This window comes from Neptuniibacter sp. 1_MG-2023 (assembly GCF_030547185.1).
Taxonomy (GTDB): domain Bacteria; phylum Pseudomonadota; class Gammaproteobacteria; order Pseudomonadales; family Balneatricaceae; genus Neptuniibacter.
Genome location: NZ_JAUOQR010000004.1, coordinates 150,213 through 163,310, shown reverse-complemented (window position 1 = coordinate 163,310; position 13,098 = coordinate 150,213). Strand labels below are relative to the sequence as shown.

Annotated in this window: 7 protein-coding genes and 1 tRNA gene; 3 read left to right on the top strand and 5 right to left on the bottom strand. The window is 41.9% G+C overall.

Going from position 1 to position 13,098, the window contains the following annotated elements; translation table 11 throughout:
• Together Q4492_RS06910 and Q4492_RS06905 are read left to right on the top strand one after the other, a co-directional pair.
• Window positions 1–1,026 (top strand): succinylglutamate desuccinylase/aspartoacylase family protein, encoded by a 1,026-nt coding sequence (locus Q4492_RS06910; RefSeq protein ID WP_067861825.1) that lies wholly within the window; start codon window positions 1–3, stop codon window positions 1,024–1,026.
• A gap of 20 nt (window positions 1,027–1,046) precedes the next feature.
• Window positions 1,047–2,027, top strand: coding sequence for a magnesium transporter CorA family protein (locus Q4492_RS06905; protein ID WP_303416516.1), 981 nt, complete (start codon window positions 1,047–1,049; stop codon window positions 2,025–2,027).
• A 10-nt stretch (window positions 2,028–2,037) separates the two neighbouring features.
• Here the strand turns inward: Q4492_RS06905 and Q4492_RS06900 are convergent, their stop codons facing one another.
• The 3 genes from Q4492_RS06900 to Q4492_RS06890 form a co-directional block, all read right to left on the bottom strand.
• On the bottom strand, window positions 2,038–2,973 hold the full coding sequence (locus Q4492_RS06900) for a diguanylate cyclase (RefSeq protein WP_303416515.1): 936 nt from the start codon (window positions 2,971–2,973) through the stop codon (window positions 2,038–2,040).
• Window position 2,974: 1 nt separating this feature from the next.
• Complete coding sequence (locus tag Q4492_RS06895; protein ID WP_303416514.1) at window positions 2,975–7,795, bottom strand: CHASE domain-containing protein; 4,821 nt, start codon at window positions 7,793–7,795, stop codon at window positions 2,975–2,977.
• Window positions 7,796–8,413: 618 nt separating this feature from the next.
• Window positions 8,414–8,490: transfer RNA gene (locus Q4492_RS06890), tRNA-Val, on the bottom strand.
• 685 nt (window positions 8,491–9,175) lie between these two features.
• On the opposite strand from Q4492_RS06890, the gene Q4492_RS06885 reads away from it, so the two are divergent.
• Window positions 9,176–10,807 (top strand): methyl-accepting chemotaxis protein, encoded by a 1,632-nt coding sequence (locus Q4492_RS06885; RefSeq protein WP_303416513.1) that lies wholly within the window; start codon window positions 9,176–9,178, stop codon window positions 10,805–10,807.
• A 150-nt stretch (window positions 10,808–10,957) separates the two neighbouring features.
• On the opposite strand, the gene Q4492_RS06880 is transcribed toward Q4492_RS06885, so the two are convergent.
• Together Q4492_RS06880 and Q4492_RS06875 are read right to left on the bottom strand one after the other, a co-directional pair.
• A complete protein-coding gene (locus Q4492_RS06880; protein ID WP_303416512.1) occupies window positions 10,958–11,611 on the bottom strand; it encodes a response regulator transcription factor in 654 nt (217 codons plus the stop codon).
• Window positions 11,612–11,626: 15 nt separating this feature from the next.
• Window positions 11,627–12,898, bottom strand: coding sequence for a cache domain-containing protein (locus tag Q4492_RS06875; protein WP_303416511.1), 1,272 nt, complete (start codon window positions 12,896–12,898; stop codon window positions 11,627–11,629).
• Window positions 12,899–13,098 lie beyond the last annotated feature (200 nt).

The following is a 13,098-nucleotide window of genomic DNA, read 5'->3' as shown; positions in this document are numbered from 1 at the left end:
ATGGCAGATACAACGTTTACTATTAACGGAACAAAGGTCGCCCCAGGTACACGGACGACCATTGAGCTTCCGGCAGGCCGCCTCTACACCCATACGCCTATGACCATCCCTGTTCACGTTATCAATGGTAAACGAGATGGTCCTCGACTATTTCTCAGCGCCGCAATACATGGCGATGAGATCAATGGGGTTGAGATTATCCGGCGCGTGTTAACCCTGCCTGCACTTAAACGTATTAAAGGCACATTAATCGCCGTGCCTATCGTTAATGTGCACGGATTACTGAGCCACTCTCGCTACCTACCAGATCGGCGCGACCTTAATCGCTCCTTTCCTGGCAGTGAAAAAGGCTCCCTTGCAGCGCGTATCGCCCACCTATTTATGGAGGAGATAGTTTGTCAAAGTACTCACGGTATAGATCTACATACTGGCGCGGTACACCGTACGAACCTTCCCCAAATTCGTGCCAATCTGGATGATGAAGAAACCGACAAACTCGCACGCGCCTTTAATGTTCCGGTAATCATATCGTCCAACCTTAGAGATGGTTCGCTTAGAGAAGCCGCAGCGGAACATGGGATTCCAATGCTGCTATATGAGGCAGGTGAAGCGCTAAGATTCGATGAAATGGCGATCAGGGCCGGCGTAAAAGGGATTGTAAACGTCATGCGCTCATTAGGTATGCTTCCCCCTTCACGAGGCACACGTAAATCCTATAAAGAACCGGTAGTCGCCCGCTCTAGCTCATGGGTACGCGCCTCTGAAAGTGGTATTTTGCGCGCACTTATCCCCCTTGGTGGTCGTGTCAGCAAAGGCACCTTACTGGGTGTTGTGTCTGACCCTTTTGGTGAGAAAGAAGCGCAAATCACCTCTCCCTATAGCGGCATTGTGATTGGAAAAACCAATCTCCCCTTAGTTAATGAAGGAGATGCGCTTTATCACATTGCCCGCTTTGGCGACATTGAAGAGATTGAAGCCAAAGTTGATGAGTTTCAAGAAGACCTCTCTGACGAACTTAATCGTTAATCTATAGGACGCCATAGTAAATGGTCACAACGTATTGGAAAAAGAGCGGTCAACCTATGTTGATCGGCAATGAAGACCAGATAGCGGCTTGGCAAAACGATGCATCAAGTTTTATTTGGATAGACATCCAGTACACTGGGATGGATCAACAATGGGTTGGCGAGCTTCTCTCATCATTAAACTGCAATGCCCTTGCAGTGAAAGATGTACTTAGGACACGCCATCCACCCAAAATAGAGCTTTTTCAAGATCAAACTTTTATCTTGTACCGCGGTATATCGGACGTTATTAATGAGTTGGAATACAATCACCAACAGATCGGCTTTTTTATCAATGATCGATATTTAGTCACCGTACACCCTGAACACTCCATGGGGATAAGCCAAATTATCCAATTGGATTCACTTACAGATTATATAGAGGAGCCGATGCTACTGGCTCTAAAAATAATGCATAAGTCATCCGATACCTATCTATCTAATATGCTGAATTTTGAAGATGAATTGGGGTTACAAGAAGACGCCCTTCTAGCTGGTGAAGGAGAAAGGCATATGGCCGCTTTAGCAGGCTACCGGATAAAGCTTCTACGCCTAAAGCGCATATTTAATTATCATCAACAGATGTTTGCAGAATTCTGCTCCCACGCAAATGATGATAAAGCCTCATTTATTCAACTATCAAAGCATGAACACTATCTCACTGATGTTTATGAACGCTTTGAACGTATTTACAGTTTATCTAGCCTCTACTACGAGATGTGCTCAGATATGGTTGAAGGCTATATATCAATAAGCTCACACCAGCAAAATGTCTCAATGCGCGTGCTTACAGTCATTACCGCTATTTTTGTACCGCTAAGTTTCTTAGCCGGTTTATACGGAATGAACTTTGATAATATCCCAGAGCTGCACCACCCTAATGCCTATTATGTGCTGCTCAGTACGATGTTTATTATCTCCTTTGCGCTCATTGTGCTCTTTAAACGTAAGAAATGGATCTGATACGCTAGACTCATTCCACCGACTGATAACTCAGTCGGTTTCGCCCCTTATCTTTAGAGGCATAAAGGGCGCGGTCAGCCGCTTTAACGACAGCCCAATCATCTAAATGATTTTGATTCTTTTTTTCTGGATAAAAAGTACTGTACCCAACAGATACAGTGACGCATTTATATATAGCATCTGGCGCATGCTCAACATTCAACTCTTCGATTAGTAGAATGAGCTTCTGAAGTAATATTTCAGCACCCTCTTTATTTGTATTAGGTAGAATTAACGCAAACTCTTCACCACCATACCGAGCAACCATATCAGCCGGACGCCGAACATTATTAGCCAGTGCCTGAGCAATACCTTTGATACACACATCACCTTCTATATGACCAAAGTGATCGTTGTACTTTTTAAATTGATCAATATCGATCATAGCAACTGTCAGAGGCTCTCTTTCACGATACATTCGTCTTAGCTCAACACTTAACCGTTCATCAAATGCTCGACGATTGGCAAGCCCCGTCATAGAGTCGATTTTCGCCAACTGCTCAAGCAAGTGAATGGCTTGATGGTAATTCAAATGTGTCTGTACACGTGCCGCTACCACACGTGGGTTAAGTGGCTTAACAATGTAATCAGCGGCTCCCGCATCAAATACAGCCTCTTCAAAACCAAGCTCACTATTACTTGTAATAAATAAGACAGGAATATCAGCAGTATCGGGATTGTCTTTTAGTGTGCGGCACACCTCTAATCCATTAATGTCAGGCAAACCCATATCGAGCAGAAGAAGCTTAGGCGGCTGTGCTTTTATCATCGTTAACGCTTGCCTTGCATCTAACGCAAAACGAATTCGTCCGATCTCCCCTAAAGCTTTGTTTAATGCCATTATGACCGTGTTGTCATCATCAACAATTAGAATGTCTGGTAGTTCACCACTCTTAGGCTTGATCATATTACTCTTCAGCTCCAGACGTTTTTATAAGGGCACCCACTAAAGAAGCCGCCTGTTCAAAGTTAAGTTTCATCAAACTATCATTCAACTCCTTAAACCCCTTATAGCCCAAAGCCTCACGCAGCATCGCACTATGCTCTTCCACTTTAGCCAAAGCGCTTAAATCCTGCTCAGTTAACAAGGTCAGAATATGTTCTACTACATCCTGTTTAAATACAGGCTCTGACAGGTTCGAGCTTAAGTTTGACTCCTGATTTACAGCGGAATCTTTCTCTTTACGCCTAGCATCTATGAGACGGGAGCTCGCTTGCTGTAGTGTTTGTAATGCAAGCGCTAGTTCTGATAACAAGTTCATTACCGGCTCATTTTCAGCTCTTAAAGCCGTCTCAATCTCAGCGGCAAGCAACTGTATTTTCTCTGCGCCAACCATTCCAGAAACACTTCTCAATTTATGAACTTGAGATGCTATCTGCAAGCGCTGATCAGTCTCCCTGTTTTTATCAAAATCCACGGCTGGCGGAACCATAAGGTTGGCATACTCTTGCAACAAGTTATCCAGCGTATCTAAGAATAGTTGTTCATCTCCTAGTAGCAATTTTTTGGCTTGAGCGTGATTTAAACCGCTTATGTCTGGCCAAGTATCCCGATCAGGCGCCGCTGCATTAATCGCTTCAATAGGTATATCCTTACTTCGATAAGCTTCTACAGATATTCTTAACACGTTGATAAGTTTTGATGGATCTATAGGTTTAGTAAGGAAGTTATTCATTCCAGCATCCAACGCACGGTTCTTCTCTTCCAGCAAAGCACCTGCGGTCAATGCAATAATAGGTAAAGAACTCAGGCCTAGTTGATGACGAATACGCTGCGTTGTCTCAAGACCATCAATACCTGGCATTTGTACATCCATCAGTACTGCATCATAGTCATTAGATCTATCTTGTAATCTTTCAAGGGCCTCTTCACCACTACCTGCTGTCTCAACCAACGCCCCGTTATGCTCAAGAATATGACTAACCACCTCTAAATTAGTCGGGCTGTCATCCACTACCAACAAACGAATTCCCGGTAACCATCTTGCGCTGACAGCTTCAGTATGGGTGGATTGTAATACACGTTTAGCATTACCCGTGTGTAGCGTCACCGCATCATTAATTGCATTAAATAGTGCCGAAGCATTGACGGGTTTATGTAAAAATCGATTTACCAAATGCTCCGTATCATGCTTTTTAATGGTTTCACTATCATGGGCTGAAATCATCAAAATCGCTGGTAATTTCTCGCTATCCTCTTTGTTCGCAAGAATATTAATCGCATCTAATCCGTCCATCTCTGGCATCTGCCAATCAACGATCATAGCATCAGGTGGCCGTAGATTTTCTTCTTGTCGTGTAACAAAAGATTGAATTAACTGCTTACCATTACTGACTATTTCAGAACGCCAACCTAAGGCGCGTGTTATTTCTTGCAACTGCTTAGCATCATTTGGATCATCCTCAGCAATCAACACAAAAAGAGCTCGGTTTTGATTCTCTTGCAGTATAATTTCGTCAGATGTTTGGGCTCTCAATGGCAAGCTAACCCAAAAAACACTTCCTACCCCTTCTGTACTTTCAACACCTAGCGTTCCGCCCATAAGGCTAACTAATTTACTGACGATGGATAATCCCAATCCAGTGCCACCAAAACGGCGTGTCGTACTAGAATCCGCTTGCGTAAAAGGATTAAATAAGCGCGTTTTAGACTCATCAGAAATGCCAATCCCTGTATCCGATACACTAAGACGTACGCTCACATGGTTATCTGGCAGGCCTTCTACTTCGGGCTGAACTTCAGCACGAACAGAAACCTTACCTATGGTAGTAAATTTAAACGCATTACTCAGTAAATTAACCAAAATTTGACGAAGCCTGACTTCATCTGCCAATACCCACGAGGGTAAATTCGGATCAAGCTTGCAAGTAAAATCTATATTTTTAGCTTCTGCCTGTACCGCAAAGACACTCGATACTTCCTCAAAGAACTCTGGTAGATCTAGCGGGTACTGCTCCAATGCCATTTCATTCGCTTCTATTTTCGACAAATCTAATACATCGTTAACAATACCCAATAGGGATTTACCTGAAATCTGAATTTTAGAAACTAGTCGATGTTGCGAGTCAGTTAATTGCTCCTCATTCAGTAGATAGGTTAAACCAATGACCGCATTGAGAGGTGTGCGAATTTCATGACTAGTGTTTGCTAAAAATGCACTTTTCGCTTCCGTTGCTTGCTCAGCATCATGTAACGCCCTTCTAAGCTTTTCCTCAATAGCAAGCCGATCGCTAATATCACGTACTGAAGCGAGTACCAGTAACTTTTCATCAATGTTGACGGTGTTTAAGCTAATCTCAACTGGAAACTCTTTCCCATCCCTTCTGCGTGCAAGAAACTCTTCATTACCACCAAAAGGCAGTTTTTCAGGCTGCTCCACATACTCCATGAGATGCACCGCATCTCCATCGTCTGCCGTAGCGGGTAATATTTTGTATATAGAAAGTCCTTCTAATTCGACGCGATCGTAGCCAAACATACTCTCTGCTTGTGCATTGACTATTTTAATAATACCTATCTGATCGATCACAAAAGTTGCATCAGGCGCAGACCCTAGCAACGCTTTGAAACGCAGCATCTCTTTGTTCCGTTGGGCTTCTATTTCTACAGCGAGGGCATTTCTTTGACGTATTTTTTCATTTAGCCACATCCAATATTGAACAACGAAAACTAAGAAACCTAAAATCAAAAACACACAAAATACGCCGGCAATATTAAAGGCGATTTTTTTTACAACGAAAAACTGAGAGATCACACTATAAATTTCTAAACGGCTTCCTTGAATCTGCTCATCAAGAGAAAAACGACCTTGATCGGCTAACACATATCCTTTTTGCCCATCAAAACGCAGCATATTAAAAGCACTTAATTTATGTAAAAAAGTAGCTTCCTTAAATTCATTATCCCAACGATATGGATTCCCATATTCAAAAGTAAACGTTTTCTCTACATTAGGGTGGAGCAAAAAATCGCCCGCTTGATTTGTGATGTAAAGCTCGGACTCTGCAGGTAAATTGGAGGCAAAGGAGTTTAAGACCCTGTCTGCACTGACATTCACAATAACAATAGCTAACGGCGTGCCATCCTCATTAAAAATAGGCGTTGAAAAACGCCACACTGGTCGGGCAGGCTGCTCGATTTTCCCGTATTCTCGGTTTAAATTAATATTTGAGACGTAAACCTTGCCAGCCCCCACTTGAAGTGTTTTTGCGATATACGGCTCATCACCCTTAAACTGAAGCTCTTCTTGGGCATATACCTCAAGCTCATCTCCATCACGTTGAACCTTAACGCTTTCTTGCCAACCATTTCCGGCCTCAATTAAACGCACCTGATGCACATCAGGAATGGCCAGCATATACGCTTTAAAAATGTCCGCCAGCGTCCCGTACCAGTGATGCGATAATAGGCGATTTTGTGAATCCACACCCTCGACTTGATTATTTAAAAGGTCAGAAATAGAGGGTGTATTAGCAAGAAATATCACATCACGCTTGAATTGAGTCGCTTCATTATCAAGCTTAAGAAGAACAGATTCTTTTACTTTTAGCAGCTCATTACTAACACTAGACAGGTGGCTTTTTACGATAAACCAGCTCGATACCGAAAATACAAAACAGAGAATAAGAAAAATATATGGCCAAGAACGATTAAATCTAGCGCTCTTAAAGAAAATGGATAAGCTATGGATATCCGCTTTTAATATTTCATCGTACTGATCCTCACCCACCTGACCATTACGCAATAAACTAATCACTAATAAACCGCACAAGGTTAACCCTAAACCAATAGCAATAACCCAATCCATATTCCATGATTTTATAAGATCAGTCGCTTCGACGGTGGGTGTTAGCGTCATTTTCCAATGCTGCCCCATGACAAGGACATCTCGCACTACTGCGCTATCCTTGAGCAACTTAGATGAATAAGTATCAAGTACGCTAAAAAAAGGCTCCTCTTCTTTTACATTACTGAGTGTAATTGATGCATTATCCGTTAATAAATCTATATCCGATAACACATCATCGATAATTAAAGGCGCATATGCCCAGCCCAGTACCGATTCTTCCCGTGACTCTACAGTGGTTAAAAGTGCGGTATGTGAATAAACCGGCAACAAAATAAGAACACCTTTACGGGCTTTTCTATTTGCCTGAACAAGGGTAATTGGATTGGTTATATAAGCTTTATTATCTCTAGCTGCGGCAAGAGCCGCTGAGCGTCGATTACTTTCAGATCCAATATCCAGCCCCATAGCTTGTCTATTTTTATAGATAGGATAGATATATTGAATTACAAAGCGATCCTCCTCGTGAGGCGATAGCGCTCTGATAGTAAAATCAGGCGCACCGTCCTGACGCGCACGGGCTAGAAAGCTAGCTTCTTGTGATGGGGGAACCCGTCGAATAAAACCAAACCCTAATGCGCCTGGAAATTCATTATCTATATCTCGGCTATTCACATAACGTTCAAATTGTTTACGAGTAACTTCATTAACCCCCGCTGTAGCTATCGCCCCTCTAGCACCACGTAAACCGTATTCAAAGAGTTGAAAACGCTCTTTAATCAGATTTTCTGTTTTATCTGCAAGCCCATTCGTGTAAGCCTTAATATCATGCTTATTTTGATAATCCAGCATCCAAGCAATTATCATTGTTGTTAAGAGCCCAATAACCAAAGGCCACCGCAATGTAGAAAAGCCATATCGATTTAGCTTTGTTTCTTTCATATAAGATAAATACTCATAATTTCCTTAGCAGAAGCAGGGGTGGAACAATAATAACTTTGAAAAATCGAACGTTTCATTCGCAACATTTGCTCTTTTGACCCAACGATAGGTTTATCCCTATCCTGTATATACCAGTGTCACAATGACCTTAAAGAATTATCCCTGCCAATGCTGATGCCACCTAAGAGAAACAGGTGCAACAAGAGGCATTTATCGACAAAAACGCCGTCCCTATAAAAATACCTATAGGCCTATGTTAAACGGCGCCAATTATATTTATCGCAAGATCAACCTCTTTCAACAATAGTACAGTATAAGCAACCTTGCCCTGAAAGATCGCTTATCCCTTATAATCAGCTATTAAATAATCACAGATAAACCGTTCTATACAGCAATCTACAGATGGAAGGGTTATAAGCAAAAAAGCCGAATCATAAGATTCGGCTGACAGCGACTTAATACTCAATATAACTTAAGTAAGGCTAAGCAGATTATTCCCCTTCGGGCTATCGTCGCAAGCTCCGATGTGGTCTCGCTTCGCTCGGCTCGAACTGCGCAGTTCTCATCTGCATAGTCCAGATAGCAAAAAGCCCCGCATTCACGAGGCTCTTTTAAATCTGGTAGGACTAGTCAGATTCGAACTGACGACCCCTTGCATGTCGAGCAAGTGCTCTAACCAACTGAGCTATAGTCCTAAATAAGTGGTGCGTAGTATACGACTCTGCTTAATCAGTTCAAGATTTTTTTCACTCGATTTACCACTTTGATACTTAAATACAACGATTAAACGGGTTGGATCACTGCTATTAGCCTAAAACACCTTACACTGCTGCCGCTTATCACACTGTAAGTAGCATCTTTAATATTAAGTTTTAGGTTCCGTTCTTTTTGAATCACTAACCCGATCGATCATTTACAGAAAACATCCTTGCGTCTATGTTTACTGAGTGTTTATCAACCGTTAATCATTCCATAGTGGTAAAATTAGATACTATTTATCAGTACACTCTAAGCTGTGAGGTGCGGTATTATCTGCTTTAGAACGGTGAACTTTATAGGGAACCTATCGGTATATTTACCTCATATAGCCTAGACCCAAGGTGTAGATTTTGAGAATAACCGAAAGCATTCGCGAGGAAGCTGTTCAATTTATCACCTCCCCTGCTGAAGCTCATTTAGTACAGGTTCAGTAACCGAGTGTTAGTGTTTCGCTACTTTATTAGTTTTTAAAATTCAGGCCTTTTGCACTCATTAGATATACATGAAAATCAACACCCTATAAGACTTGCCTTCGATTAACTAAATTTTAATCGCGCAGGTCAATAACCCATTTGCCCAGAAAGAATTGAACAGCGCCGATCCCAAAAAGAGATAATAGCTATGCTTAAAGATGTTTCCATAAAGACAAAACTGACGGTAATGGTCGTTCTACCTATTATTGGCTTGATTTGTATTACTTTGTTTGCACTTCAAGAACTACAATTGACGGAAGGCGGCGCGAAACGGATTTATCATGACAGGGTTGTTCCCCTTGAAGACTTAAAAATAATCGCCGACGATTATGCGGTGCTCGTTATTGATGCGATCAATAAAGCAAATGCCGGTATTTATACTTTAGACGAAACCGTAGCCGATATAGAAAGCTCTAAGCAAGAGATCAGCCTTAAGTGGAAAAAATATCTAGCAACAAACCTCACACCAGAAGAGAAAACTTTAGCTGATGAAGCTCAAAACCTTTTTGTGTCCGCTGATGCAGCTATTGATAATACACTACAGATCCTAGCCACTATATCTGGGCCCCCTAAAGGCCAGCTTGATGCACTGGATGGCCCTCTCTATACCCAAATAGACCCTATTAGCGAAAAAGTTACTGAGTTAATTAATTTACAGCTGCGCGTTGCTAAACAAGAATATGAGGCTATTCAACAGGTTTATAAGGAAAGTATTTTTCTGCTCTCTACACTATCAATACTGATCATGGTTTTACTGATCGCTATTTCAGCTTATATCTATCGCTCCATGATTAATCCACTGCTACATATGCAGGAAACCATTGAACGTATTTCTGAATCTTCTGATTTAACTCTCACACTGCAAACAGAAGGTAAAAACGAATTAGGAACAATAAGTAAAAGCTTTAACGCAATGATCGCGCAGATGCGTGACATTGTTAGTCAAATTACCTCGGCGACTAACCGACTGGCCAGCGCGGCTACGGATATGACCGATGTTAGCGTTGAAACAAAATCCAGTATTAACACTCAACGTGCAGAGATAGAACAAGTGGCAGCAGCCATGAATCAAATGGTCTCCTCATCACAAGAGATATCACACAATGCGGAGCAAGCGGATAGTGATGCTCGCAATACAAGAGAGAAAGCACATCAAGGCACTACGATTGTAAATCAAGCGGTCGTGGCCACAAACGCACTCGTCACTGATGTTAAAAGTGTATCCAGTAAAATAAAAACGCTTGAGTCTGATAGTGAAAATATTGGCTCAATTGTGGATGTGATCAAGAGCATTGCCGAGCAGACAAACTTACTGGCACTTAACGCTGCTATTGAAGCCGCCCGGGCAGGCGATCAAGGACGTGGATTTGCTGTCGTAGCGGACGAAGTACGTACATTGGCACAACGCACGCAGGTCTCTACCCAAGAGATACAAGTAGCTATTGAACGTTTACAGTCGGGGACTACCGATGCCGTAACCGCAATGAGTGAAGGTCAGAAAAAAGCGGAGACCGCCGGTTCTAAAGCGACTGAAGCAGGCTCTGCACTCGAAGAGATCTCAAAAGCAGTTATCAGCATAACGGATATGAATGCTCTTATCTCTAGCGCATCAACCGAACAAACCAGTGTGTCTGAAGAGATCAACCGCTCACTCATTAACCTACATGATGCGTCTAATATCTCTAGTAATGGGGCGGAAAAGATCTCTCAATCGAGTACTGAACTAAACGCCCTTTCCAACGAGCTAAAAGCGATGATCGCAAAATTTCGCGTAGGCTAACGTTAAGTAGAGTGATGGGATGCTCAACTTATAAAATAACGTCAAAATATGCTGAATAATTTTTTAGATATTCTGACGTTATTGATTCTGTCTTAAAAGGCAGGGAAGTTATTAGCGCAAGAGCGTTTTAATCCTTTTACAGCCTAACGCTCAATCCACCAGCTTATGTTCTATCGCGTAACGGGTCAGCCCTGCTGCTGTGTGTATATCTAATTTTTGTTTGATATTTTGTCTATGAGTCTCAACTGTACGTACAGAGATATCGAGCTCTCTAGCAATCTCTTTATTACTATTGCCTTCAGCAACTAGTTTCAAGACATCTTTTTCACGGCCGGTAAGCTCTTCCTGTTGAGTATTTGCATGCCCACCCTCCTGATCAAACTGGCTAAATAAGCTTTGTGATGCTCCTGAACTAAAGTATGTACCACCGCCGTAAACCGTTTCAATCGCTGAAATCAGCTCGTTAGATGAAACATCTTTTAAAACATAGCCAGCCGCACCACATTTAATCAGCTTAACAATATATTCTCGATCATCATGCATGCTTAAAATTAGCACTTTCACATCTGGCTGCTCCGCATGGAATCGCTCCGATGCTTCAAAACCATTCATCACCGGCATAGAGATATCCATAAGAACAACATCTGGATGAAGGGTTGATGCCAACGCTAGGGCTTGCTTTCCATCATTAGCCATGCCGATAATTTCAAGGGAGGGTTCACCTTCTAAGCGCGCACTAATTCCATCTAGTACAAGAGGGTGATCATCGACCAATAATACTCGGATTTTATTGTCACTCGGCATTAGCGTTTGTATCTCCTAAAAAATTGCGAAACCCACTTTAATACGTGTACCTACACCCAAACGACTCTTAATACTAAAACGTCCACTGAGCAATTCTGTACGCTCACGCATATTTAGAAGACCGATTCCTGTCTCTGTCTTCTCGGGGATAAAGCCTCGTCCATCATCTGATACTTCTAACCAGATATAGCCTTCACGAAACCAAATTTTTAAACCTACATTCTGAGCTTGTGCATGCTTTTCAATATTTGTCAGGGTTTCTTGGGCAATTCTATACAGCGTAATCTCAATATCATCAGGTAGACGCTGTTCTGGTAACTCTATTCTGGCATTCATTCGGATGTTCGTGCGCTCAGAAAAGTCATTGGCCATACTGTGTAGTGCGGACTCAAGCCCTAGATCATCAAGCTGTATAGGTCGAAGGTCATGGGAGATACGTCGCACCTCTTGAATCGCCATATTTAAAACATCACAACCTTTAGTGATGTCATCAACCGCACTTGCATCCCCTTTCAACGATTTATCTCTGGCAAGTTCCAATCTAAATTTTACCGATACCATTAACTGATTAATGCCATCATGCAGTTCACGTGCAAAATTACGCCGCTGACTCACCTGAAATTGAACATAGCGATGGGCTAACTCACGTAACCGCACATCCGCTAATTGGGAGGAATGCATATTAATCGCAATACCTATGAGCGCAATAATAATAATTGTACCCGCTAGAATAACGACCACGGTAAAAAATGTATTTCTGATATTACGGGTTACTTTTAAACGCGTATGGGCAACTTCTTCTGCAATATCATCAATATATAAACCGGTTCCCATCATCCAATTAAATTTCGGTATTTTAACCACGAAACTCAATTTCTTTTCCTGATGCCCTGCTGAAGGTTTTCGCCAGAGGTAACGATAAAACCCGCCCCCCTCATCAGCAATCCTAATCAAATCGCGTATTACATATTTACCATTACTATCTTGCAGCTCGATTAGATCCTGCCCAACCAACTCCGGCTGGGTAGGATGAACTAAATTAATGCCCTGCATGTCATATAAAAAGAAATAGCCATCATCACCAAAAGTGAGAGTGCTCAGCATATCCTTTATACGCTTTTCTGCATTTTCATCTCCAGGCTCAGATTCATTAACGACTTCCTCTATCGCGTTCATCGCTAAGGCGACATAATGCTGTAGCTCTTGATGTTTGGAGTTGAGTAAATTTTCTTCGAAGGTTTCAATCTCTTGTTCTGAGAGAATATGCGCCTGATTTAAGCTAATCATAGTGATAGCTACCGTCACTATAATTAGTGGCAGTATTGAAAGCAGTAGCATTTTTGCTTTTAATGAAGCTGTGACGCTTTTCATATTGGAATAATTATGATTTTTAACTGACGCTAGAATACAACTAACGCATGACTAAAGAACAGCCTATAACGGCAAACCCACAAGCTTAATAACCACTTATATAATCAGTATAAAGT

Bases quoted from the DNA above. Each gene is read 5' to 3' on its own strand.
- Q4492_RS06910 (WP_067861825.1), top strand. From the start codon at position 1: ATGGCAGATACAACGTTTACTATTAACGGAACAAAGGTCGCCCCAGGT.
- Q4492_RS06905 (WP_303416516.1), top strand. From the start codon at position 1,047: ATGGTCACAACGTATTGGAAAAAGAGCGGTCAACCTATGTTGATCGGC.
- Q4492_RS06900 (WP_303416515.1), bottom strand. From the start codon at position 2,973: ATGATCAAGCCTAAGAGTGGTGAACTACCAGACATTCTAATTGTTGAT.
- Q4492_RS06895 (WP_303416514.1), bottom strand. From the start codon at position 7,795: ATGAAAGAAACAAAGCTAAATCGATATGGCTTTTCTACATTGCGGTGG.
- Q4492_RS06885 (WP_303416513.1), top strand. From the start codon at position 9,176: ATGCTTAAAGATGTTTCCATAAAGACAAAACTGACGGTAATGGTCGTT.
- Q4492_RS06880 (WP_303416512.1), bottom strand. From the start codon at position 11,611: ATGCCGAGTGACAATAAAATCCGAGTATTATTGGTCGATGATCACCCT.
- Q4492_RS06875 (WP_303416511.1), bottom strand. From the start codon at position 12,898: ATGATTAGCTTAAATCAGGCGCATATTCTCTCAGAACAAGAGATTGAA.